19 protein-coding genes and 1 other RNA gene are annotated in these 23,461 nt (G+C 61.4%); 6 read left to right on the top strand and 14 right to left on the bottom strand.

All coding sequences use genetic code 11. The features are described from left to right. Positions 1–125 precede the first annotated feature (125 nt). A complete protein-coding gene (gene recN, locus FV139_RS16130) occupies positions 126–1,829 on the top strand; it encodes a DNA repair protein RecN (RefSeq protein ID WP_328592294.1) in 1,704 nt (567 codons plus the stop codon). Between the two features lie 57 nt (positions 1,830–1,886). Here the strand turns inward: recN and FV139_RS16125 are convergent, their stop codons facing one another. The 3 genes from FV139_RS16125 to fur all read right to left on the bottom strand — a co-directional run bounded on the left by FV139_RS16125 (position 1,887) and on the right by fur (position 4,742). Beyond that, positions 1,887–2,771: an SDR family NAD(P)-dependent oxidoreductase gene (locus FV139_RS16125; RefSeq protein WP_148069500.1), complete on the bottom strand. Its 885-nt coding sequence runs from the start codon at positions 2,769–2,771 to the stop codon at positions 1,887–1,889. A gap of 32 nt (positions 2,772–2,803) precedes the next feature. Next, positions 2,804–4,054: a cytochrome P450 gene (locus tag FV139_RS16120; RefSeq protein WP_148069499.1), complete on the bottom strand. Its 1,251-nt coding sequence runs from the start codon at positions 4,052–4,054 to the stop codon at positions 2,804–2,806. Between the two features lie 268 nt (positions 4,055–4,322). Continuing rightward, positions 4,323–4,742: a ferric iron uptake transcriptional regulator gene (fur, locus tag FV139_RS16115; RefSeq protein ID WP_148069498.1), complete on the bottom strand. Its 420-nt coding sequence runs from the start codon at positions 4,740–4,742 to the stop codon at positions 4,323–4,325. 74 nt (positions 4,743–4,816) lie between these two features. Between fur and FV139_RS16110 the strand changes: the two genes are divergently transcribed. Next, positions 4,817–5,197 carry an outer membrane protein assembly factor BamE gene (locus FV139_RS16110; protein ID WP_148069497.1) on the top strand — a complete coding sequence of 127 codons (381 nt, stop codon included), beginning with the start codon at positions 4,817–4,819 and terminating at the stop codon, positions 5,195–5,197. 18 nt (positions 5,198–5,215) lie between these two features. On the opposite strand, the gene FV139_RS16105 is transcribed toward FV139_RS16110, so the two are convergent. Genes FV139_RS16105 through FV139_RS16095 form a run of 3 tightly spaced genes read right to left on the bottom strand, consistent with a single transcriptional unit; the run spans position 5,216 to position 7,309 of the window. Further along, a complete protein-coding gene (locus FV139_RS16105; RefSeq protein WP_148069496.1) occupies positions 5,216–5,527 on the bottom strand; it encodes an RnfH family protein in 312 nt (103 codons plus the stop codon). Next, positions 5,524–5,970, bottom strand: coding sequence for a type II toxin-antitoxin system RatA family toxin (locus tag FV139_RS16100; protein ID WP_148069495.1), 447 nt, complete (start codon positions 5,968–5,970; stop codon positions 5,524–5,526). Before FV139_RS16100 ends, FV139_RS16105 begins: the two co-directional genes overlap by 4 nt. A 13-nt stretch (positions 5,971–5,983) precedes the next feature. Continuing rightward, complete coding sequence (locus FV139_RS16095; protein WP_148069494.1) at positions 5,984–7,309, bottom strand: sodium-dependent transporter; 1,326 nt, start codon at positions 7,307–7,309, stop codon at positions 5,984–5,986. A 151-nt stretch (positions 7,310–7,460) separates the two neighbouring features. Between FV139_RS16095 and smpB the strand changes: the two genes are divergently transcribed. Further along, entirely contained in the window at positions 7,461–7,943 is a 483-nt protein-coding gene (gene smpB, locus FV139_RS16090; protein WP_148069638.1) for an SsrA-binding protein SmpB, read from the top strand. A gap of 298 nt (positions 7,944–8,241) precedes the next feature. Here the strand turns inward: smpB and FV139_RS16085 are convergent, their stop codons facing one another. The 3 genes from FV139_RS16085 to FV139_RS16075 form a co-directional block, all read right to left on the bottom strand. Next, entirely contained in the window at positions 8,242–9,030 is a 789-nt protein-coding gene (locus FV139_RS16085; RefSeq protein WP_213004143.1) for a sulfite exporter TauE/SafE family protein, read from the bottom strand. Positions 9,031–9,061: 31 nt separating this feature from the next. Beyond that, positions 9,062–10,852 (bottom strand): N-acyl-D-amino-acid deacylase family protein, encoded by a 1,791-nt coding sequence (locus FV139_RS16080; RefSeq protein WP_148069493.1) that lies wholly within the window; start codon positions 10,850–10,852, stop codon positions 9,062–9,064. Positions 10,853–10,971: 119 nt separating this feature from the next. After that, a complete protein-coding gene (locus tag FV139_RS16075; protein ID WP_148069492.1) occupies positions 10,972–12,030 on the bottom strand; it encodes an Ldh family oxidoreductase in 1,059 nt (352 codons plus the stop codon). A 211-nt stretch (positions 12,031–12,241) separates the two neighbouring features. Between FV139_RS16075 and ssrA the strand changes: the two genes are divergently transcribed. Together ssrA and FV139_RS16065 are read left to right on the top strand one after the other, a co-directional pair. Further along, positions 12,242–12,575: a transfer-messenger RNA gene (gene ssrA, locus FV139_RS16070) on the top strand. A gap of 438 nt (positions 12,576–13,013) precedes the next feature. Further along, positions 13,014–13,328 carry a hypothetical protein gene (locus FV139_RS16065; RefSeq protein ID WP_213004142.1) on the top strand — a complete coding sequence of 105 codons (315 nt, stop codon included), beginning with the start codon at positions 13,014–13,016 and terminating at the stop codon, positions 13,326–13,328. A 327-nt stretch (positions 13,329–13,655) separates the two neighbouring features. Here the strand turns inward: FV139_RS16065 and FV139_RS16060 are convergent, their stop codons facing one another. The 3 genes from FV139_RS16060 to FV139_RS16050 all read right to left on the bottom strand — a co-directional run bounded on the left by FV139_RS16060 (position 13,656) and on the right by FV139_RS16050 (position 18,089). Further along, on the bottom strand, positions 13,656–14,597 hold the full coding sequence (locus tag FV139_RS16060; protein ID WP_148069491.1) for an alpha/beta hydrolase: 942 nt from the start codon (positions 14,595–14,597) through the stop codon (positions 13,656–13,658). A 47-nt stretch (positions 14,598–14,644) separates the two neighbouring features. Then, positions 14,645–16,948, bottom strand: coding sequence for a TonB-dependent receptor (locus FV139_RS16055; protein WP_187276594.1), 2,304 nt, complete (start codon positions 16,946–16,948; stop codon positions 14,645–14,647). A gap of 106 nt (positions 16,949–17,054) precedes the next feature. Next, on the bottom strand, positions 17,055–18,089 hold the full coding sequence (locus FV139_RS16050) for a helix-turn-helix transcriptional regulator (RefSeq protein WP_148069489.1): 1,035 nt from the start codon (positions 18,087–18,089) through the stop codon (positions 17,055–17,057). 584 nt (positions 18,090–18,673) lie between these two features. On the opposite strand from FV139_RS16050, the gene FV139_RS16045 reads away from it, so the two are divergent. Next, positions 18,674–21,142, top strand: coding sequence for a zinc-dependent metalloprotease (locus tag FV139_RS16045; protein WP_148069488.1), 2,469 nt, complete (start codon positions 18,674–18,676; stop codon positions 21,140–21,142). Positions 21,143–21,231: 89 nt separating this feature from the next. Here FV139_RS16045 and FV139_RS16040 read toward each other — a convergent pair whose 3' ends face one another. Continuing rightward, complete coding sequence (locus tag FV139_RS16040) at positions 21,232–22,134, bottom strand: dimethylarginine dimethylaminohydrolase family protein (protein ID WP_148069487.1); 903 nt, start codon at positions 22,132–22,134, stop codon at positions 21,232–21,234. Positions 22,135–22,165: 31 nt separating this feature from the next. After that, entirely contained in the window at positions 22,166–23,413 is a 1,248-nt protein-coding gene (locus tag FV139_RS16035; protein ID WP_148069486.1) for a Zn-dependent hydrolase, read from the bottom strand. Positions 23,414–23,461 lie beyond the last annotated feature (48 nt).

Raw genomic sequence — 23,461 nt, 5'->3', positions numbered from 1 at the left:
GGAGTCCGCTCCGGGGTCAGAGCCCTTTTTCTTGTTAACAAGAAAAAGGGCTCTGACCCCACTGAAAAATGGACAGGTCAGACCAACCTGATGTTCCAGTGCCCCCACCACCTGCGATATAAAGGATGCCAATTATCGCAACGGCCGCCCGCCCCATGCTCACCCATATCAGCATCCAGAACTACACCATTGTCGAAGCCCTGGAGATGGAGTTCAGCGAGGGTATGACCGTCATCACCGGCGAGACCGGCGCCGGCAAGTCCATCATGCTCGACGCCCTCAGCCTGTGCCTGGGCGACCGGGCCGACCCCAAGGCCGTGCGCCACGGGGAGGAGCGCGCCGAAATCACCGCCGCCTTCGACGTCGCCGGCAACAGTGCCGCCCGGGACTGGCTGGCCGGTCGCGACCTGCTACAGGGCGACGAATGCCTGTTGCGCCGGGTGGTCACCGCCGAGGGTCGCAGCCGCGCCTACATCAACGGCAGCGCCAGCACCGTACAGGACTGCGCCGAACTCGGCGGCCTGCTGATCGACATTCACAGCCAGCACGCCCACCAGTCCCTGTTGCGCAAAGGCGTGCAACGGCAACTGCTGGATGCCTTCGCCAACCACCGGGAACTGGCCCGCAGCGTAGAACACAGCGCCTCCGACTGGCTGCGCCAGCAGCGCGAACTGGAGTTGCTCACCGGCGCCCGGGACGAACAGACCGCCCGCGCCCAGTTGCTCGCCTACCAGGTGGAGGAGCTGGATGCCCTGGCCCTCAAGGACGGCGAACTGACAGAGCTGGAAGCCGAACTGAAACAACTGGCCAATGCCGAGGACATCCTGCGCAGCGCCCACCAGGCCCTGGAAATGTGCGAGGAATACGAGAGTGGCACTCGCCGCGCCCTGCACCTGATGGAGGACGACACCCACAACAGCCGCGCCGCGACCAGTGCCCGGGAATTACTGGACTCGGCGGCCATCCAGTTGCAGGAAGCGCGCTCGGAAATCCAGCACCACATCGACGCTGTGGAGGTCAATCCCGAGCGCCTGCAGGAGGTGGAACAACGGCTGGAAGCCATCTACGACATCGCCCGCAAACACCGGGTGCAACCGGAGCAACTGGCCGAGCTGCACGCCTCACTGGCCGAAGAAGCTACCAGCCTGGCGGGCGGCAGCGCCCGCATCGAGGAACTGGAACAGAGCCTGGCCGTGCTGGCCAAAGCCTACGAAGCCGACGCCGGCAAACTGTCGGCCCAGCGGGCAAAAGCCGCGCGCAAGCTGGAAAAGGACGCGGGCAGGATCCTCGCCACCCTGGCCATGGAGCACTGCCGCTTCGAGATCGCGCTGCCACAGCGGGAGAGCCGTGCCCCTCACCCCCAGGGCCGGGAAGAGGTGGAACTGCTGATCAGCACCAACCCCGGCAGTGCTGCCCAACCCCTGGCCAAAATTGCCTCGGGGGGCGAGCTGTCGCGGATCAGCCTGGCGGTACAGGTGGTAACCGCCAGCAAGAGTGCCCTGCCCTGCATGGTGTTCGACGAGGTAGATGTCGGTATCGGCGGTGCGGTGGCCGAGGTGGTCGGCCGCCTGTTACGACAACTGGCCGCCGACACCCAGGTACTCTGCGTAACCCACCTGCCGCAGGTTGCCTCACAGGGTCACCAGCACCTGCAGGTGACCAAGGTCAGCAACCGCAAGAGCGCCCACACTACCCTGTCGCAGCTGGATGGCGATGCGCGCACCGAGGAAGTCGCCCGCATGCTGGGCGGCGTGAAAATGACCGAACAGACCCTGGCCCACGCCAGGGAAATGCTGGCACAGGCCGAGGAAGCCCAGCCAGCAGTGTAATGCCCTGGAGTAGCCGGCGGTCCCGCGCCCCCCAGCGCGAGACCGCCGCTCCTCCCCTCAACCGTGCAAACCCGCCTCGATCGGGCACTCACCCCGGGCCAGCTTGCGGGCCCGCTCCACCAGTGTCTCCTCCATGGCCTCGCGGCCGATCATGATCACGAAGTCGCCTTTCTTGAGGCCGTCCAGGGCAAACTCGGCCAACTCGTCCAGATCCTGCACGGGCAGTTCCACGCCGATGGCCTTCATCCCCTCCATGAACTCGTCGAAGGTCATTTCGCCCCCCGCCGGCACTGGCTTTTCCCGCGCCAGTTCCGGTGGCCGGTTGCGCCGGGTGGTCCAGATACCGGTAGGCAGAATGCCCCCCGAGGGATAGAAAATGCAGGCCCGGAGCTTGCTGTCCTGGCCCACCAGCTGGGCGTTCAGGCATTCGGTAATAATGGACACCCCGGCCTTGGAGGAGGCGTAAACCGACTGGTCCGCCAGCGGCGAGATGCCACCGTCGCCAGAGCTGGTGTTCATGATGATGCCCTCCTCACCGGAGGCCAGCATGCGCGGCACAAAGGCCTGGATGCCATGGGCCACCCCGCGCACATTCACCCCGTGCACCCACAGCCAGTCATTGGGTGTGGTATCCCACACATTGGCGTTGGTCACCGACACCCCGGCGTTATTGCACAGGACATGGCAGGCACCAAACTCGTCGAATACCGCATCCGCCAGCGCATCGACCGACTCCGGTTTGGACACGTCGGTGACCACGGCGCGGATCACGGCGCCGTCGATTTCCCCGGCCAGCTCCGCGGCCGTCGCCTCCAGTGCCGGTGCCTCCACGTCGGACAGCACCACCCTGGCCCCCTGTTTGAGAAAACTGCGCGCCAGTGACTTGCCGACACCACTGGCACCGCCAGTGACCACGGCCACTTTGCCTTTGAAGTCCTGCATGTTGCTCTCCTGTCTGGTAATTATGCTTATGTTCAGAGGTTGGTTTTGACCCAGAGATTGCGGAAGACCACCGCGTTGTGGTCGTCTCCGTCGCGCTCGGGCTCGCCGTCCAGGGTCAGATTGGGGAAGCGGCGGAACAGCTCACACATGGTGAGGTACAGCTGGCGCTTGGCCAGGGCAGCGCCGATACAGTAGCGCGGGCCGTAGCCAAACAGCACATCCGGATCGAACTGGCGCTGCACATCAAACTGCTCAGGCGCCGGGTAGTACTCGGGGTCGTGGTCCTTGAGGTGAGGCATCATCAATACCATCTGCCCCTCTCGTACCTGCTGGCCAAGGATTTCCATGTCGGCCGGCGCATAACGGGCAAAGCCCATCTTGGACTGGGTGGACCAGCGCATGATTTCGCTGAAGGCGTTGGAGAAGGCGTCTGGTGAAGCCAGCGCAGTGGCAATCTGCTCAGGGTGCTTGAGCAGCGAGTACACCGTCCACTGCTGGGCGACCAGGGTGGTATCGGCCCCGGCGCCAATCAGGGCCAGGATCAGGGTAACAATATCCCACTCGGTAAACTTGTCGTTCTCCGCTTCGATCCTGAGCAGGACGCTGAGGAAGTCGTCGTCCTCGCCAGGATTTTCCCGGCGCTCGGCGATCACCCGGTGCAGGATATCGATGGCGCGGTTGCTGTCCTGGCGGGCGGCCTCACGACGCTCGTCAGAGATGGTCGGGTTCCAGGTTTCAGTGAAGGTCATCACCACCCGCTCAATCTCGGGCCAGTAGCGCTCCGGTACGCCCACCATCCGGCTGATGGAGATGAAGGGAATCCGGCTGGCGATTTTGTCGATGTAATCGAAGCGCTCGACCTCACCCAACTCGTCAAACAGCTTTTCCACATCGGGCTTGATCCGGCGCTGGATCTCGTCCACCACGTTGCGGGAGAACGCCGGCGACACCACCTTGCGAATCAGGCGGTGGTGGTCGTGATCCGCCAGCAGACTATGGCCAATCATGGCGCGCTCAAAGTTACTCCACTGATCCTCTGGCGGGCGCGGTGGGGCGAACTCCCAGTCGTAAAAATCCGACGACAGGTACTCCCGGCGCCAGCAATCCATGATGTCAGGCATGCGGGTCATGATCCAGGCCTGCCAGGGCGCGTACCACACCAGTGGCCCACGCCGGGCCAGCGCCAGGCACTGGGGCACCGGATCCGTCAGATAGGCTTGCGAGGAGGGATCAAACAGCGCTTCGACAGGCTGCTCGGTGCTGGCTTCTGTGGCGGCGGTCATGGACTCGCTCCTGTGGCGATCTGCTACTGGGCACAAATATACATATGTGCATTCTTGCTCACAAGTTTACTTTTGGTAATAACCGGCTTCAGAGATGTGTCACCTTCGGGCGGCGCCCCCGGGAGGGCCCATCGACAGACAGGGAGCACAAACTCGCGACGGTCAGGCACAGTATGGCCCAGCCAGCGAGGCAGCTCGGGGGAACTCTGGAGGGGGGGGGAATGGCGGCCCTGGTGCAGACTGCGACCGGCCGCCCTGACAGCGGGGCTTACTTTTCGCCGTGCTTGCGAACGTAAAGAACGAGGGAGTGGTCCACCAGCTCGAAGCCGTGCTCCGCGGCAATCTCCTGCTGCCGCTTCTCGATGATTTCGTCGTGGAATTCGACCACATCGCCACTGCTCACGCAGACCATGTGATCGTGGTGCTCGCCCCGGGCCAGTTCAAAGACCGAGTGGCCGGTTTCAAAATTGTGGCGCGTCACCAGGCCGGCCGTCTCGAACTGGGTGAGGACCCGGTACACCGTAGCAAGCCCCACATCCTCACCGGCATCCAGCAGCGCGCGGTAGACATCTTCGGCGCTGAGATGCTCGGCGGTATCGCCGGTGGACTCCAGAATTTGCAGGATTTTTACACGCGGCAGGGTGACTTTAAGGCCTGCTTTGCGCAGTTCCTGATTCTCTACGGCCATTGGGGAGGGGTTCTCGTTGCGTTGCAGTGGGGGTATGATGCCACCCCTGTTACTGAAGTGGAAGTTTAGTCCCCATGCGCAGCATCCTCCTGCTACTGATTGCCTTTTCCCTGAGCGGCTGCGGCGCCCTGGGCTTTCCCGGCGTGTACCGCATCGACGTGGAACAGGGCAACCTTGTCGAGCAGGACATGGTGGATCAGCTGCAGCCGGGCATGAGCCGCCGCCAGGTGCGGTTCATCCTCGGCACGCCGCTGGTGGAAGACCCGTTCAACCCGACTCGCTGGGACTACCCCTACGTGATCCGCAATGGCACCAAGGTCATCCGCGAAGCGCAGATGAGTGTGTATTTTGATGGGGACCGACTGGTCGACGTGACCGGCGACTATCAACCCGACTGGGCCAGTGGCGCCGCTTCCGACCAGGAGTCCAGCGACGAGAACGACAGCGACGCCTGATCAGCCCGCGGAAATACCTCAGCCTTCAGCCTCGCCCTTGCGACGCTCCTTCGCCTTTGCCGCACGCGCTTTCCTGACCTCTTTCGGGTCGGCGATCAGCGGCCGGTAGATCTCCACACGGTCACCATCCCGCAGTGCCTGCTGCGGACTGACGACCTTGCCGAAAATACCGAGCTTGGCGCTGTCGGGATCGAGGTCCTCGAACTGGCGCTGCAGCCCCGACTGGTGAATGGCCTCGATGGCCGTGGTCCCGGCCGGAACCTGCAGCGGCACAATCGCCTGCCTGTCGGGCAGTGCGTAGGCCACTTCCACGTGAATACTTTCGCTCACAGCGCCCCCTCCTTGCCGTAGACCTGCATGGCTCGCTGGGCCAGGGCATCGACCAGGTTATTGGTCACCTTGTCAAAGAGCCGCGCTGCGGCCAAGCCGAGCACGGCATTGGATGCGGTGAATTCCAGTTGCAGGCTCACCTTGCAAGCCGTTTCGCCGAGGGCCTTGAAATCCCAACAGCCGTGGAAACGATCGAAGGGGCCGTCCAGCAACTCCAGGCGGATGGCACGGTTTTCCTCCAGGAAGTTCCGGGTACTGAAACTCTGGCTGATGCCCCCCTTGGACAGGTCGAGGCGCGCCTCCACCAGACCGGGCTCACGGTGCAGCACGGTGGCCCCCACGCAGCCCTCCATGAAACTCGGATAGGCCTCAATGTCGTTGACCAGGTCATAGATTTGCGCGGCCCGGTAGGGCAGCAGCGCGCTGCGATTGATATTCGTCATGCTTCCTGTCACTTCAGCCTGCGACTGGCCACCACTGCGACCACAGGGTCGACAGTAGCACCAGGGCGATTGCCGGCGGGGCAATATAGCGTATCAGTCCGTACCAAAGCGAAAAAAATCCGTCCTGCTCGCGGTACAGGCAGGCCCGCAGCAGTTCGCGGCGCATCCGCCAGCCCACGAACAGGCACAGAAGGAGGGCGTTCACCGGTAACAGCCACTCCCCGGTAAGCCGGTCGAGCCAGACGAACAACCCGCCCTGCCCGGACGGATTCATCGCCAGGGACTCGGTCAACAACACCACCAGTATCGCGCACAAGCCGCCGGCCACCGGCACCGCCGCCCGCCTGCGCAGGGGCAGACAGGCACAGAGTGCCGACACCACCACTTCCAGCAGGGCAATGGCCGCGCCCAGGGCCGCCACGACCACCAGCAGGAAGAACAACGCCCCAAACAGCTCGCCGTTCACGGTATTGCCAAAGGCGTAGGGCGCGGCGATAAACAGCAACCCCGGGCCTGACGCCGGCGCTACGTTATGGGCGAACAGCACCGGAAAAATGGCAATGCCCGCCGCAATGCTGATGAGGGTATCGAACAGGGCGACGGCAATCACACTGCGCCCTACCGGAACGCGCTCTGGCGCGCTGGCACCGTAAACCACCCCCACCGCGAGGCCAATACCCAGGGTATAGAATGCCTGCCCCATGGCGGCGAGCAGGGAGCGGCGGTCGAAATCCAGTAACTGCGCGGAGAACAGAAACTCCCGGGTGGCGGCCAGGTCGCCCTCCTCGAAGGCGAATTGCACCAGAACCCCCAGCAGGGCGATAAAGCCTGGCAACAGTAACCATACGGCGAGCCCGGTGCCGCGACGCACCCCGACACCGACAACCCCCAGGACCAGCAGCAGGAACAAGCCCTGCCCCTGCAGCTGGCGTGGCAGATCCTGCAACAACGCGTCGAAGAACTCGCCAACGTTCACCAGGCTGGCGGAGGAAAATGCGCCAGCATGGATGCTGCCGGCGAAGGACAGGGCCCACCCCGCCACCACCACGTAATAAGCCAGCACCAGCAGGGCGGAAGCGCTGGCCATGATGGCCAACAGCGTCCAGCCACGGGAGCGCAGCGAGCGATCCGCGGCATCCCGCACCGCCAGCAGGGGGCCGGCGCGGGTGTAATTGCCCAGCACCACTTCGGCGATCAGCGCCGGCACGGCCAGCGCAAACAGGCAGATCACATACAGCAGGACAAATGCCCCGCCACCGTGTTCGCCGGTGAGGTAGGAGAAACGCCAGAGATTACCCAGCCCCACCGCGAAAACAGCCAGCGCGAGCACAAAGGTCATTCGCGAGCGCCACAGGACAGGGCCCGGAGGATTACGTTGCAACAAATGAAAAACGCCTTTTAATCATGGGCTTAGGATGTATCAGGCGAGGTGTCATGAAAAGGGAAAGATTCACCTTCCCCCAATCGCAGTGGCCCGTATAATGCGCGCCATGGCAAAGAAGAAGCACAAGACCCCGGACAACGTTATCGTGCGCAACAAGCGTGCGAGCTTTGACTACCACCTGCTGGACACCTTTGAGGCCGGCATGGCCCTGAGCGGCTGGGAAGTGAAAAGCTTGCGTGCCGGCAAGGCACAGCTCACCGACTCCTACGTACTGATGAAGGACGGCGAGGCGTGGCTGCTCGGTGCACAGATTACCCCCCTACCAACGGCATCGACCCACTTCGTGACCGACCCCACTCGCACCCGCAAGCTCCTGCTGCACAAGAAAGAGCTGGCGCGGATTCGCGCGGCCGTGTCGCAAAAGGGACAGACCTGCGTGTGCACGCAACTGTACTGGAAGGGACACCTGGTGAAGGCGCGCATCGCCCTGGCCGAGGGCAAGCAGAGCCACGACAAGCGCGACACCGAGAAGGATCGCGACTGGGGCCGCCAGAAGCAGCGCATCATCCGCGAAAACGTCAAACAATAACCGGTTTTCTTGCCGCCCTTTTTGCTTATGCAGGATCGATCTAAGTCTGCACTTGCGAAACCGGCCCCCGGCTACCATAGTAAAACCGTAACCGGCGCTCGCGCCCTACATCTGGCAACGGCAACAACCCCGGCTTACTGGTAATACGGTTAACACACCGCAATACTCTCCCATGGAGGAGAGTGCCCGGCGAGGGGCACTTGCGCGACGCAACCCCCCCGCCTATGGCTGACAAACCGTCCCGGCCGCACTCGGGTGGCACTCTGCCAGTCGACTGCGGCTTTCTTATGCCCGCCTGTTACCCGTTCCACGCACCCAGTTGCAGCAGGGCCCTGACCGTCGTGGTCACGCCTACCGCCAACAGCACTGCCACCGCGACCCGGCGGTAAAACCGGCTGCCATAGCGCGTGAACAGGTAATAGCCCAGCTTGTCACCCAGGTACATGGCGGGAAAAGCCAGCGCAAAGAGTAGCGGAGCCTGCGGCGTCACCAGCCCCGCCAGGGCATAGGATGCCAGCGCCATCACCGCGGAAAACAGGAAGAAGGTCATCAGCAGCGCTCGCGCCCGCCGCGGCTCCGGTTCTGCAGCCACCGCGTACACCACTACCGGTGGGCCGGGGATGGCGAATGCCCCGTTCAATAATCCGGAAGCAGCGCCGGCCACGGCCCGCCACACACCGCCAGGCAGGCGCGCGCCCTGGGCTGGCCGGTACAGCGACAACACCAGGGACGCCGCCACTACCGCCAGCCCGATCCACAACTGGAACTGTGCGGGTGACAAGCCCATCAGCAACCGGGCGCCCAGCAGGGTACCGAGCAGCGCGAGGAGCAGCATGGGGATCATCGGTTTGAGGGAGCTCTCGCCCCAGTAGGTCTTGCGGGTCAACAGGCTGACCGCCAGGGTCAGCGACGCACTCAGCACCACCGCTTCCGACGGCGCCATGATCTGGGAGAACACCGGCACCGCCGCCAGCGCAAAGCCGAAACCGGTAAAGGCGCGCATGACCGCAGCAAAGATCACCACGCCCCACACCAGCACCATGCGGGCGAGGTCGAGGCCCGCGAGCAGTTCGCCCAGCAGGCTCACGAGGAGATCCGGCTGCGCCGGCAGGCTGGCTTCAGGCGGCCAGTTCCCGAGCCAGTTGGTTCACTCGCACTAGTCGACCGGGGTAGGCCCCGGTGAGCTGATCGTTCTCGACGACAACCTCGCCAGCCACAATGACTGCGTTATAGCCCGTCGCCTCCTGCAGCAGGCGCTGTCCGCCCGCCGGAAGGTCCTGCTCCATGTGCGGCGCGTGCAGCCGCAGGCCATCCATGTCGATCACGTTGATGTTGGCCTTCAGGCCCACCCGCAGTCGACCGCGATCCACCATGCCGCAATAGTCGGCGATATCACTGGTGAGGCGACGCACGGCGTCCTTCAACTCGAGTTTGCCGCCGCGTTGCCGATCGCGGGTCCAGTAACTCAGCAGGTAGGTGGGAAAGCTGGAATCACAGACCGTACCCACGTGGGCGCCGCCATCTGACAAGCCCATGATCGACAGCGGGTGCTTCATCATGGTGAACACGTTGTCGTAGTTCATCTCGGTATAGTTGTAGATCGGGAAATAGAGCAGTTCCTTGCCGTCGCTTTCCAGCATCAGGTCGTAGATCATTTCCAGGGTCGGTACCCGCTTGTCTTTCGCCATCTGCAACACCGAGGTTTCCTCGGTCTGCTCGTAGTCCGGGTTTTCGCCCAGGCGGAAGGTTTTACTGGCGACAAAATCCACCGCCGCCAGCAGCGCGTCGGCAATCGGGGGCACCGGGGTGCCGTCGCCCGCCACGGGCTCCGATTTCTCGGTGAGTAACTGGGCCTTGAAGGCCGGGTCGCGCATTTTTTCGACCCGCTCCGCCAGCGACAGGTGACAGATGCGCTTGTAGCTGGGAAAGCCAATAAAAGGATGGAAGGTACACTGCAGGCCAACCGTGACCCCGATTCCCCGGGGCGCCGTCTGCAAGCGCATGTTCAGGCCTTTTCCGATCGCCTGTTCCGCGCGATCGATAATGCGCAACCACTGGTCTGGCGCGAAGTCACGCTGCATCAGCGACAGGGAAAAGGGCCGGCCATTGGCCGCGCTGGCAAAGCTTTCCAGCAGGTCGAACTCCTCGTCGAAACGGTCACCATCGTCCGCCACCCGCTCCAGGTTGAAATCGTTCACGGCCTGCAGGACACCGTGGTACAGGCCATCGAAGGCGCTGGCGATACCCGCCAGCTCTCCCGAGGACGCTTCCGACGCCGGGGTCCACTCGCCGTCTGCGCTGCGGTGCACATCGGAACGACCGGTGGAAAACCCGATGGCGCCCGCCTCGAGGGCTTCCCGGGTCAGGCGGCGCATTTCGGCGATATCGCTGTCGGTGGCCTCTTCGTCGAATACTGCCCGGTCCCCCATGACATACACGCGCAGGGGGTCGTGGGTTACCTGTACCGCAAAATCAATGCTGTGGGGCTTGGCATCCAGGGCATCCATATACTCGGGCAGGGTTTCCCAATCCCAGGTAATACCTTCTGCCAGCGCCGTCCCGGGAATGTCTTCCACCCCTTCCATGATCCGGATCAGTTTGTCGCGATCCGCTTCCCGCACCGGGGCAAACCCCACGCCACAGCTTCCCATCACCACCGTGCTGACACCGTGATTGACGCTCGGCTGCATGTCGGCGTCCCAGGAAACCTGGCCATCGTAATGGGTATGCAGGTCGATAAAACCCGGGGTGACAATCCTGCCCGCGGCGTCGATCACGCGAGTGGCCTCGCCCTCGCAGTCGCCCAGCGCCACGATGATGCCGTCCTTGACGGCCACACCGGCCTGGACAGGGTCATTACCCTCACCGTCGAATACCGTGCCGTTGATGATCTTCAGGTCGTAGTGCATGAAAGCTCCCGGGCTGCGGCCGCCCATTCATTGTTAACATAATGGGCGGAAGTCTAGACAAGCCCGGCACCCGCCAGAAGGGTTAAATCAGGCCAAGTCGGGTGATTAGCGGCCGGGGCTCAAGCCAATGGCGAGGGCAGTGCTACACCCAGCCGCTCTGACCAGGGGGCCAGGTCCGTCATGATGGAGGGATAGAGATCGACACCCTCCACCAATTGACGCCGGCGCAACTCCCAGGCCCGGCGCCCGGGGAAACGCACCGGTGGTGCCCCCTCCGCCACCGCGCTCTGCTCACACAGCTGCTGCAGCGCGGCCATCTGCTGGCGAAAGTTTTCCGGTGAAGTAAAGGCGCCCGGGTCCATCACCTGCAGGAACACCGAGTTGGCCTCGCCGTCGCCCGCGGCGCTGGCATCCGCCCGTCCATAGCCACCCAGCGCCATACTCAGAACCTCCGTCAACAGGGACAGGGCTGCCCCCTTGTAGCCGTGGGAGGCGCCCCCAATCGGCATGATACTGCCGCCCTCATCCAGCGCAGCAGGGTCATCGGTCACCTCGCCCCGGTTGTTTTTCAGGCAGGGCTCGGCCATGGCTTTGCCCTCGCGCTGGGCCCGGGCGACATAACCGCCGGCGGTAACCGACATACTGATATCGAAAAACAGCGGGCAATCCTCCCCCGGTGCGGCAAAGGCGATGGGGTTGGCGGAGAACAGGGGTGTAATGCCGCCAAACGCACTGACCGTGTTCTCAGCCGGGGTGGAACAGGTCATCAGGACCGCGTAACCCGCTTCCACCACGCGCGGCAGATAGGCCGCCAGGCAGGCGATATGTTGGCTGCGGCGCAGGGTAGCGGTGACCACACCATGCTCCGGTACTCGCGCCATGGCAGTATCCAGCGCCTGCCGAACCACCCAGGGGCCCGGCAGGAAGTTGGCATCCCAGTTAAACAGGGCACCGCGGTCAGCCAGCACCTCTGGCTCACCCTGAGCGCGGCTATCACCGTCCAGCAGCCAGCGCAGGTTGTGGGGCACCCGGTTCAGGCCGTGGGTGGAAAATCCCATGAGGTCCGCCTCCAGAAATACCTCGGCGAGCACCTGGGCGCGGTCGCCACTCAAACCTGCGGCGCAGAACAGGTCGGTGACAGACTGTTGCAATTCGGTGGCGGTGTAGCGATGGCTCATAACGAGGTTCCCAAACAAGACACCCCCACGGTAAAGGATAGGACCGACTGCCTTCAAGCCACCTGTCGGCTCGAATCTCCCCGGAGCCCAGTGACCGAATCCTTGAGCTACATCGCCACCTGGTCATGGCCGGATCGCGGAACTTTTACCAGAAAACCCGGTCTATTCCTCACAGATTGCGGTATACTCCGCAACTCACTTATGGGGGCGATCTGGATTCGACGACGGTAACGAACCCTGAGGTGCATGCCGTGATGGCAGCGAATCACGTTAATCAAAAGCTGTAAACTTATAGTTGCCAACGACGACAACTACGCTCTGGCGGCATAAACCCCGCTAGCGGTCTTTAGCAAGGTGCCAGTATCGCGCTACTGACCGTCATATAGAACTGGATCGCAGCAAAGCGCGCCCTGGGCCGCGTTGCTAAACTTTTACAGGGCTCGCCAATCACGTCCTGCCCGTTGGGCTGTGTGCGGTTAAACTAATTAACGGAATCTAAGCATGTAGAGCCGAAGGCAGAGTGCTGGCGGACGCGGGTTCGATTAACACAATGGTCGCCATGGGGAGTGATCCCCATTGGAAAAAGAGAGCTCATACGGTGAACGCTAAGGGGCAATGCCCTATGCCAACGCCGTCCGGTGAATGGGAAACCAGTAAGCCGGCTAGAGACTCATAGGCTCCTAACGGGAAACCCACGGAGTACTAGGGTGGGCGCAAGCTCACAAACGCTCTCCCCTGCAGCAGTATCGCAGGTGAAGGAATAGTCCAGCCCATGTCGAAAGGCATGGATCAGCTGTCCCGCCGCCTCCACCAATTCCGCCGTCCCGACTCCGGGGCGGCGATCCCTTATTCGGGAGTAACAAGGATGGTTGCGCCCCGCATTGCTCGCTCGCTGACCAGCAGCGAAGCCGCCTATACTGCCGGTCGTCGACGGAGAAGGCACCGTCACCCTGGTACGCAAACACCGGGCCGAAAACCGCCAATTGTCGCTTTCCATCAGCAGCACCGAGTGCCCGTTGCTCGACTTCGTGCTGACCAAAACGGGGGTGGGCAAGATCACCACCAAAGTCCGGTATCAGTCACACCACCGGCAGAGCTACACCTACGCCTTGTACAACCGCCAGGCCCTGCAAATCCTTTATCCGATAGGTCCCTACCTTTTGTCTTACAAGGCCAGGCGCTGCTCTCTGATTATTGAGAAATACCTTGAGCTCACGCCCCGCAATGGTAAATACAGCCCAGCACTAAAACAGGCGCGCGCAGACTTTGAACAGCAAGTGCTCGCCATCCGGGGCTGACTCATCGAACGCCGATCGATTTTCCGGTTTACCATAAAACTATTCACGCCGAGCATTCACGCGTCAGCCCCCACTTTCCAGTTTTCTCTTTCCTAAATTAAAGGGCTCTGGCCCTTTAACCCTGCCACAAAAGCCACCCATGCATTAATGGGCTCTGACCCTTTTAACCACGGCCTGACCCGCGTCGGGATTTGATGGAGTATCACCAAGGGACTGCGGTCCCTTTAACGCTGGCCTGACCATAGCTTAAAAAGACCTGCGTATAATCGAGTCGATTTCGCTTACCTGGATTATTGGCTGGCGCACAGGACCCTGCCCCGCATGCCATCAACTGGAGTCACACCGCCCTGCAGCTAAATCATCCAGCTCCCGGATCACGTAATCTCGTGCCTCAATGGCAACCGGGAGCTCACCAAACGACAGAAACGCATGCATGGTGGATTCAAAGCAACGCTGCCGCACGACTACCCCCGTGGACGCTATACGCTCGGCCAGTACACGCCCCTCGTCTTTCAGCGGGTCGTAGCCCGCGGTTATGACGATGGTCGGAGGTAAGCAGTGCAGCTCCTCGGAAAATATCGGGGAAACGCGCGGGTCCCTCGGGTCCTGGCCTGGTTGTAGATAAAGGGCCCGAGCCAGGTCGATCCCGTCTCTTCCGATCAGATAATTGCCGTCGCCGAACTCCAGGCGGGATGGGTAGGTTTCATGAGGGGAATAAAGGTCAGCCACGGGGTAAACAAGGCATATCCCCAGCAGTTCGACTTCCTTCTCACGGATCATTTCGATAGCTAGCCCGGCGGCCAGGGTGGCCCCGGCGCTGTCTCCCATCAGGAACAGGTCAGGAGAGGCTTCGCCTGCCAGCACCCCGTCATCCAGCACCCACTTCACGGCCGCACGACAATCGTTAAAGGCCGCTGGAAATGGATGTTCGGGAGCCAACCGGTACTCCACGCCCAGTACGGTGTAGCCGCCCACCCCGGCGAGATAACGCATCAGGCCGTCATAGCTATCGAGGTCGCCCATGGTCCAGCCGCCACCGTGAAAATACACTATGGTCGCAGGCTTGCCGGTCCACAGCGGACGATAGAGTCTCGCGGACACCGACTCATTGATTGCCAGCTCCTCGACGCTACAGTCGGCGTTGACCGGGCCGGCGAACCGTAGCCAGGTGTCACGTCCTGACGCGCGGACGGACTCGATGTCAAACTCTGCCGGATACCGGTCAGGTTTATTGATTTCAGCCAACAGCGCTCGCGATGCGTGATCCATGATTAATCCGGTGAGTCGATGAATTGGTAGCGCGCCTCTCTCGGTGCCTACATTGAGTACGTCAATCTGCCGCCGAATACACGCGGCCGGGAAAAGGAACCGACCACACTGCCCGTGGTACCCACCGCGGTGATCGACTCGCCGTAGACCTCGTCTTCTATGTTTTCCACAAACGCCTGCACACTGAAGTGGTCCTTGATCCATGTCAGTCGCAGGTTTGACTGGGTGTAGGCGTCCTGCATCAGGGACTGCTGATTGGGTAAAGAAGCCTCGAAAACATCAAAGGCATACTCGCTCTTGTAACTGGTGTCTGCCCTGAGAACAAACAATCCGGCTCTGGTATCCCACGAATACTGAACGCCGAGAACCGCAGTCCATTCTGGCGCACGGATCAGCCGGTTTCCCTCGATATTCACCGGATCGTCATTCAGCACTGGATCGGAAAAGTAGGCTTCGCCGTATTCGGAGTCGAGAAATCCAAACCCGCCATCCAGTTGCAAACCGGCTGTCGGTGCATATACGAACTCGGCCTCGATACCGTACACGTCGGCTTTCGCCGCGTTGGCGATTGACGCTGAGTTGTTGATATAGCGATTAACCTGGATATCCTCGTAGTCATAACTGAAAGCCGCCACATTGAGTTGCAGCGAGTTGCCGAGCAATCGTGTCTTGGCACCCACTTCGTAGGCCAGCAGCGTCTCCGGATCGAAGCTGCCGGAACACTCACCGGGGTTAAACCCTCCCGCTTTGTACCCGGATGACGCTTTTGCAAACAGCATGGCAGTGTCGGACAGCGCGTACTCGACACCCAGCATGCCGGTACCTTCTTCCCAGGTTTCCGACTCCCTGTCATTCATGCAGAGTATGCCGCCCGCAATATTGCCGGTGAGACTCCGGTTGACCTGCTTCTTGTCCACGGTGTAGCGCAAGCCGCCCGACACAGACCAGTGCTCGCTTATGGCGTAGTCCAGTTGCGTAAACGCCGCCACCGACTCCGAGCTCTGCTTCATCGAGAAATCGAGAAACGGATAGGGGCTACCCTCACCGGTTTTCAGGCGTGGACCGAATGCCAGGAACGATCCAGGAGGAAGCGGCGCGCCTGCGGGAAGGCCAAACAATGCCTCGTAGGTCGTCTGGAAATCGTCCAGGTCGAAGAAGAAGTCCGCTCTGGCATCCTCATCAAAGTAGAAAGCGCCGACAATCCATTCGAGCCTGTCGTCGAATGACTCGCCGGTGAGATTGAACTCCTGGGTAAACTGCTGCGCTTCCTGGTAGGCGGACAGGTGCAGCAATGTCAGATCAGTACCGTCGTTGTCGGAGCGGCGATCAAGGCTTGCGTCCCGGTAGCCCGTGATGGACTTGAACCCCAGCCCTTCGCCGGCCCAGCTGATGGTGAGGCTGGAGCCATAGCTCTCGACTTCCTGGTTTGATGACTCATTGGAATACCAGGTTTTGTCATCGGGGTCGTATTCGGCGCTTGTACCCACAACCGGAAATTCCAGTCCGAACAGGTCGGCAAGGCTGAGTCCTCCAAGTGCCGGATTGGGTAACACGAGAAAGCCGCCGACATTGGAAGGAGAAATAAACGCAGCATTGGGCGCAGACGCAAGACTTTCCAGCACGTAACTGCTGCGGTCTTCATTCAGATAATCGGCGGCCCATTGCACTTCGACAGTGTCGACGGGTTGCCACAGGGCCGACAGCCGCGTGGAATAGACATCGCCCTTGTCCTGGTCTGTGCCCAGCACCGGATTGTCCCGGTACCCCTCTTCCTGCTTGTCCGCTACCACGCTACCGCGCAGGGCAATGGTGTCTGTCAGCGGCAACGACCCACCCGCATCCAGGCGGTAGCGCTCATATTCCTCGACGGTCGCTGCGATATCGAGTTCCGGGTCAAACGACGGTTTGCGGGTGATGATATTGACCGCACCCCCGGTGCTGTTGCGGCCGTACAGCGTACCCTGCGGCCCGCGCAGCACTTCGATACGCTTGAGGTCGAAGTCCGGCACGCCATAAAGGAATGTCTGCCCGTTGTAGACTCCGTCGACATACATCGCGACGGCGGCCTCGCCTGCCAGATTGGATATATTGAGGCCTACGCCGCGCAGCGCAATCAGCGAGAAACCCTGGCTGGAGGAGAACACCATGTTGGGGGTGTAGGCCGAGATATCACGAAAATCTTCGATCCGGTTAGTCTGGATAAAACTTTCACTCATGACCGTGATGGCAATGGGTGTTTCCTGAAGATTTGATTCGCGCTTCTGCGCGATCACGACGACCTCTTCAAGTTCCTGGGCCCAGGCGGGAACTACGGTGGATAGCAAGGCGGCGGCCAGCAGGGTCTTTTTCATCATTAGCTCCCTTTATTTTTATTGCGCTAATGCTAGAAAAACCGGGAGGCGGGCACCACGACCCAAGCATTCAACTTTAGTGAACACTTTCGCTCAGATCTGCCAGTCACGGGGCGTCGGCAAGTTCCTGACGATAGGACTTTGGCGTCACCCCGTTGAGCTTTTTGAAGGCCCTGCTGAAACTGCGAATATCCGAAAATCCCAGGTGCTCGGAGATGTCCCTGATCGAGCGGGGCTGCCGCAAGAGTTGCAGGGCCTGCTGGTTCTGTGCGGCCAGGCGCAAGCTGCGAAACTGCCGCCCCTCGTCTTCCAGACGCCGACGCAGAGTGGCAACACTGATATGCAGGCGTTTGGCGATAACGCGCTGATCATAGATTCCCTGCTCGAACAGGGATGTCACCGCCTCGGAAAAATTCTTGAAGCGCGGAGGGTTGTCATCATTGGCCGACAGGGTATCGATCACCATGCGCAGGAGCGACTCGGTAGAGGGCATTACTCTATCGCCTCGAACTGGCTGTCGCTCGATTCGGCGATCATAGATCAGGGCGTAATTTGCGGATTCGTAACGGGTCGGCAGATCCCAGCATGACAGGGGTACATTGCTTTTCGGTCGCGGACGCCGGGTATAGGTTTTCCTCAACAAGGGCGTGAGGGGCTCCACACTGAAGTATGACAACAACTGGTGAAGGAAAATCAGTACACACTCCATGGTCAGGTACTGATAGGAATGGTTCGTCAAGGTATAGGGAAAGTCCTCATCATTGATGAGATAGGCAATGTACCCATCCCGCTTTTCGATCTGGTTATAGGGTCCACCGTGCAGAAAGTTACAGGTATCGGCCACTTTTCGCATGACATCGAAGACCGTATTGCAGTCGTCGAGTTGGTTTACCAGGAACGCCAGGCTGCCCGACATGATCGAACGCGTGGACAGGCGCCCGGTTTCATCACCCGCTTGCGCGGTCAGATACTCGAGGATTCTGAAATAATCAGAGAGCAGCAGTGTTTGGGTAGCGCTACCGCTGAACGCGCCCGGCGGCAGGTCGAAAGCGTTGCTCAACTCATCAGGGCATATCCCTATCCCGGCAATGACTTCCCTGACAGGCTGGATCTCACTGATTGGAATTGCTGGATTAGCCACCTGGCCTCTCTCGTCTCGTCAGGTAAGTGCGTTGCAGGAATCGGCGGCACGCCGGGCCGCTTACACCAGTTTCGAATGTTAACACTCGCAAAACGGCTGTTGAATGCAGGTCGGTTTACTGGCTACTTTCGTTCCAAGCAGCCTGCCATTGTCTGCGCCGGAGCCCTTGCTGTAGACCACGTTCCCGCTGCTGTCCTTGGTGATATCGAAGATGAGTGTTTTAGTGCCTACGATGCAGATTCCTTCTGCCGTCAATTGGGAGAGTGCGCAAGCGGCCGCCACCGAAAGACAGGCTGGGCTGCCGGAAACCGTCCTCAAAACCGCCGGAAGCAGTCCTCCAAAACGAGTGTAGCCCAATTGGCTAAGGCTGCTTTGTCGAGCAACTTGTCAGTTTGGTGCGCGATTGCACGAAATGCACCACAAGCTGGCTGTGCGACCGTGCTCCGAGCGAACGAGGCCGCTCGCTGTGTGCTTGCCACAATGTGGAATGTCGTGGCATTGATATTGCATACAATATACCCTTTTATCCACCAGCCAATGCCGGCATTGCCGGCATCCAACATCACTCGAAAAGGTAATTGAATATGGCGTCAACTGATTTCAGAACAGGTTGGCTACCCTGCCCGCCAGGGAGCTTTACACGGCCTGTCCTGACCTTTCTTGTTCTCCTGCTTTCCACCATCGGCAAGGCCAGCGCCCTGCCCTCCATCACCGAAGTTGTCGCCGGCAGCAACAAACTGGACGGGTATTTCAACCTCTACTGGGACGAAACCAGTGGCAAGATGTACTGGGAAATCGACCAGCTCGATACCGAATTTCTCTACCAGGTCTCCATGGGCTCGGGCCTGGGCGCCAATCCCATCGGCATCGACCGCGGCCAGTTACGCGGCACCTGGGTGCTGGAAGCCAACCGCGTCGGGCCGCGAGTACTATTGAAGCAACCCAACTACGCCTACCAGGCCCTGAGCGACAACCCGTTGGAACGCCTGGCGGTGAAGGACGCCTTCGCCCCTTCGATTATCTGGGGTTTTGACATTGCCGCGGAAAGCGACGGCCGGGTACTGGTAGATGCCACCGACTTCTTCGTCCGGGATGCCCGCAATGTCACCGCGGCAATAGCACGCCGGGACCAGGGCAAGTTCACCCTCGACAAAAGCCGCAGCGCCTTCTACCTGGACAACACCAAGGCCTTCCCCGAGAACGTGGAGGTGGAAGTAACCCTGACCTTTACCAGCGACAACCCGGGGCAACTGGTCAACGAGGTGGCCGCGTCCGGCAACGCCGTGACCCTGCGCCAGCACCACTCCCTGGTAAAACTGCCAGAGAGCAAAATGGCTATCCGCCTGGCAGACCCACGCATCGGTACCAATGGCCCCGTCATCCGTAACTACAGTGCCGAGATCGGCCGGGATACCGACATTCGGCTGGTGGCCCGCCACCGACTGGAAAAGAAAGACCCGGATGCTGCCCGCTCCGAAGCGGTGGAGCCCATTGTCTACTACGTCGATTCCGGCACCCCGGAGCCGGTGAAGAGCGCGCTGATCGAAGGGGCCAGCTGGTGGAACCAGGCCTATGAGGCTGCCGGGTTCATCAACGCCTTCCAGGTCAGGGAGCTGCCCGAAGGCGTGGACCCGCAGGACGTGCGCTACAACATGATCCACTGGACCCACCGCCGCACCCGGGGCTATTCCTACGGCATGAGTGTGCAGGACCCTCGCACCGGCGAAATCCTCAAGGGCAACGTCAATCTGGGCAGCCTGCGCCTGCGCCAGGACTACCTGCACGGCCAGGGTATGATCCCCGGTTTTGAATACCTGGATGCACTCGCGGAGAATGCCGCCGCTGCCACGCACACCGCCGCGGTCAACATGGCACTGGACCGGGTTCGCCAATTGTCGGCGCACGAAGTGGGCCACACCCTGGGTTACCCGCACAACTACCTGGCCAGCACCTACGGCCGGGAAAGCGTAATGGATTATCCGGCGCCCCGCGTCGAGATCACCGATGATGGACGACTGGATTTCTCTACGGCCTACGTCCAGCGTATCGGCGAATACGACAAGCTGGCGGTGCGTTACTCCTACACCCAGTTCCCCGCCGGTGCAGACGAGGCCGAAGAACTGGGCAAGATCGTGCAGGAGAGCCTGGACAGCGGCCTGCTGTTCATGGCCCACAACAACAACAATTTTATCGGTGCCGGCCACCAGTATGCGGGGGTCTGGGACAACGGCGAAAACCTGGTCGACCATCTGAAGCATGAAATCGAGGTGCGCCGTATTGGCCTCGCGAACTTCGGGGAAGCGAATATCCGGCCCGGCGAACCCCTGTCCAATCTGGAGGATGTCTTGCTACCCCTGTACATGCATCATCGCTTCCAGCTGAACTCGGCAGCCCAGAGCATCGGCGGTGCAGACTACCGCTACGCGGTTCGTGGTGATGGCCAGACGGCCTTCCAGATCATCGATGCCGAAGAGCAACGCGACGCGCTGGAGACCGTGCTTTCCACACTGACGCTGGAATTCCTGGCCCTGCCGCAAGACACCCTGTCCCTGATAGGCGGCGCCCCCGCCTATCGCCACAATCCCGCCGAGCCCTTCCCCGGCAGGACCGGGCTGATGTTCGACCCACTGGGTGCGGCGGAAGGTTCGGCCAGCCTGTCGGTCAAACAGATTCTGCACCCGGCGCGCATGGCCCGGATCGTTGCCTACGGCGCCATGGGGGACTATCCCGACCTGGAAGAAGTCATCGAACGCCTGCTGGAAGTCACCTGGGGGGCGGACGCACCCGGGAATGACTACCAGCAGCAAGTGCTCGACGTGGTCCGGCGTGTCACGGTGGATGAAATGATGCGGCAAGCCCGCAGCGCGGAAAGTTCACCGGCAGTACGAGCGGTGTTGTCGAGCCGCCTCGAGACGCTGGCCGAGGAACTGGAAAGCAGGAGAAAGCCCGGCGCATTCGCAGTGAGCGTAGCCGCCGATATCCGCAGCTGGCAGGCAGGGAGCGACAAGGCCATCAGTGAAGTACTGGTACTGCCGCCCGGTGATCCAATCTAGGCCGGCGTTACGCCACCTGAAAATGAAAAGCCCCGTCAGTTCTGGCGGGGCTTTTTTAGATCCGGCACGTTTTCACGACCGCTGCGCGCTTAGCCAGGCTGTCGCTTGAGCGGCTGGCACATGCAATGCACGCCACCACCGCCGGAGGTAAACATGCTCACGTCCGGGTCGATCACGGTCAGGCCGCGGGCCCGGCACTTCTCCTTGAGCTCGAGGTTGTCGAAGGGCAGCAAGACGCGGTCATTGCCCAGGGCCACCACGTTGCAGCCCAACTCCAGCATGGCGCGGTAGGAGATGTCGATCAGCTCGATGCCGCGGCCCTGCAACCAGTCGACAAACTCCTGCTCCAGCGCCTGGATGCAGGCCGCCGCCAGCTTGGGCGCCAGCATCGCCAGCTTCACGTCCAGGTGCAAAAAGTACGGGTCGAATTTGTAGCTCCTGAATTCCCAGCCCTCGGCCTCGACCCAGGCTTTCACCTGGGCCAGCCCTTCTTCACTGGTGCGCTCGCCAGTGTAACCACACAGAATCAGGCCCGGTTCCAGTACCATGAAATCGCCGCCCTCCAGGGTACCGGCGGTGACAATGTCATACACCGGAATCTGCTGGCTCTGGTAGAACTCCAGCACGGCCTTCCACTCCCCGCGACGCCAGGGGCTGTACATCTGCGTCACGATGGGCCCCCAGGGGGTCATGACAGAGGAGTCGCGGGCGTACAACTGGTAGGGCAGGCTGGCGTCGGCTTCCAGAATATGGGTTTCCACGCCAGCCTGCTGATAGGCCTCGACCATCTCCTGGTACTGGGCTCTGGCAACGGCGTGATCAAACTCGCGACCCAGGCGCAGGGACCGGCGCGACATGGCGTTGCCGGTCTGCCAGTTGTAGTGATCCATAGGGCCGATCAGGACTTTCTCCAGCACGCCGTACTCGGAGTCCATACCCCACTGCTCCAGTACCGGGGACTTTCCACCGGAGATGCGATTGGCAAATTTCATCGAGGTTTCCGTTAATAGTGTGTCAGTGTGTTCAGCTATCCAGTTCGGCCCGCACCAGCATGGCTTGCAGCAGGACGTTCGCGCCCGCCTCGACGTCCGCCGCACTGACAGCTTCCTTTTCGTTGTGGCTGAGGCCACCTTCGCAGGGAATGAAGATCATCGAGGTGGGAGCAACCCTGGAGACGTTGCAGGCATCGTGACCGGCACCGGATACCATGCGGCGGTACGAGTAACCCAGGTTGTCGACCGCACTCTGCACCGCAGCCACGCAGTCAGAGTCGAACTCAACACCGGGGGCCTCCCAGAAACACGCGTATTCCATTGCCAGGTCGAACCGCCGGGCGGCCGCATTGATGATGGCCTCGTAGGCCTGCAGCATCGACTGGTACTGACCGGCGTCGGGATGGCGCAGGTCTACAGTGAACTCCAGGCGCCCGGGGACCGTGTTACTGGAACCCGGCTCGGCGTGCACAAAGCCAAAGGTGACCCGCGCATCCGGACCGTGCTGTTCAGTCATGGCATACAGCTCTGGCAGGCACTGACCAAGGGCCATCATCGGGTCCTTGCGCAGGGTCATGGGAGTCGGGCCAGCGTGGGCTTCCTGGCCGTAGTACACCACCCGGTGGCGGCTCATATGCTGCACCCCGGTGACCACGCCAATGGTTTTGCGCTCTGCCTCGAGCACCGGCCCCTGTTCGATGTGCAACTCGAAAGCGGCGTGTACAGGCCCGGCCACGGCGGGCAGGTCGCCCAGTTGACCAGTGCGCTCAAGCTCGTCCCTGACGCTGGCGCCCGTGCGATCGGCAAGGGCGTAGGCATCCTCCAGTGACATCGCGCCAGACCAGACCGCAGACCCCATCATGGCGGTGTCGAAGCGGCAACCTTCCTCGTTGGTCCAGACCACCACTTCCAGCGGGTGACGGGTATGCAGCGCCCCCTCCTCCAGCGTCTGCAGGACTTCCAAGCCAGCCAGCACCCCGTAGATACCATCGTACTTGCCACCGCTGGGCTGGGTATCCAGGTGGCTGCCGGTCATCACCGGCGCCAGGCCCGGTTCGGTTCCTTCTCGCCGGGCAAACAGGTTGCCGACGGCATCGCGACGCAGGCTGCAACCGGCCTGCTCACACCAGCTGGCAAACAGCTCGCGGCCAATACGGTCCTCATCGGTCAGTGCCTGGCGATTACACCCGCCACCGGCGGTCGCGCCGATCTGGCCGATCTCCTCCAGCCGCGCCCACAGGCGCTCGCCGTTGATGCGTAATGTGTGTCGCTGGGTCATTTTGCCTCCGTCGCCTGCCGACAGTGTTACCGCCAATTCAGCCCCACG

It is taken from the genome of Parahaliea maris (genome assembly GCF_008064665.1).
In the GTDB taxonomy this organism is placed as follows: domain Bacteria; phylum Pseudomonadota; class Gammaproteobacteria; order Pseudomonadales; family Halieaceae; genus Parahaliea; species Parahaliea maris.
The sequence above is the reverse complement of the archived record's forward strand: the minus strand, read 5'-3'. Positions and strand labels throughout refer to the sequence as shown.

What these genes read in the sequence shown, in the direction of transcription:
- smpB (WP_148069638.1), top strand. Translation starts at nt 7,461, where the DNA reads ATGGCAAAGAAGAAGCACAAGACCCCGGACAACGTTATCGTGCGCAAC.
- FV139_RS16040 (WP_148069487.1), bottom strand. Translation starts at nt 22,134, where the DNA reads ATGAAATTTGCCAATCGCATCTCCGGTGGAAAGTCCCCGGTACTGGAG.
- FV139_RS16100 (WP_148069495.1), bottom strand. Translation starts at nt 5,970, where the DNA reads ATGACGAATATCAATCGCAGCGCGCTGCTGCCCTACCGGGCCGCGCAA.
- FV139_RS16080 (WP_148069493.1), bottom strand. Translation starts at nt 10,852, where the DNA reads ATGCACTACGACCTGAAGATCATCAACGGCACGGTATTCGACGGTGAG.
- FV139_RS16125 (WP_148069500.1), bottom strand. Translation starts at nt 2,771, where the DNA reads ATGCAGGACTTCAAAGGCAAAGTGGCCGTGGTCACTGGCGGTGCCAGT.
- FV139_RS16045 (WP_148069488.1), top strand. Translation starts at nt 18,674, where the DNA reads ATGGCGTCAACTGATTTCAGAACAGGTTGGCTACCCTGCCCGCCAGGG.
- FV139_RS16095 (WP_148069494.1), bottom strand. Translation starts at nt 7,309, where the DNA reads ATGACCTTTGTGCTCGCGCTGGCTGTTTTCGCGGTGGGGCTGGGTAAT.
- FV139_RS16075 (WP_148069492.1), bottom strand. Translation starts at nt 12,030, where the DNA reads ATGAGCCATCGCTACACCGCCACCGAATTGCAACAGTCTGTCACCGAC.
- FV139_RS16035 (WP_148069486.1), bottom strand. Translation starts at nt 23,413, where the DNA reads ATGACCCAGCGACACACATTACGCATCAACGGCGAGCGCCTGTGGGCG.
- fur (WP_148069498.1), bottom strand. Translation starts at nt 4,742, where the DNA reads ATGGCCGTAGAGAATCAGGAACTGCGCAAAGCAGGCCTTAAAGTCACC.
- FV139_RS16060 (WP_148069491.1), bottom strand. Translation starts at nt 14,597, where the DNA reads ATGGATCACGCATCGCGAGCGCTGTTGGCTGAAATCAATAAACCTGAC.
- FV139_RS16110 (WP_148069497.1), top strand. Translation starts at nt 4,817, where the DNA reads ATGCGCAGCATCCTCCTGCTACTGATTGCCTTTTCCCTGAGCGGCTGC.
- recN (WP_328592294.1), top strand. Translation starts at nt 126, where the DNA reads ATGCCAATTATCGCAACGGCCGCCCGCCCCATGCTCACCCATATCAGC.
- FV139_RS16055 (WP_187276594.1), bottom strand. Translation starts at nt 16,948, where the DNA reads ATGAAAAAGACCCTGCTGGCCGCCGCCTTGCTATCCACCGTAGTTCCC.
- FV139_RS16120 (WP_148069499.1), bottom strand. Translation starts at nt 4,054, where the DNA reads ATGACCGCCGCCACAGAAGCCAGCACCGAGCAGCCTGTCGAAGCGCTG.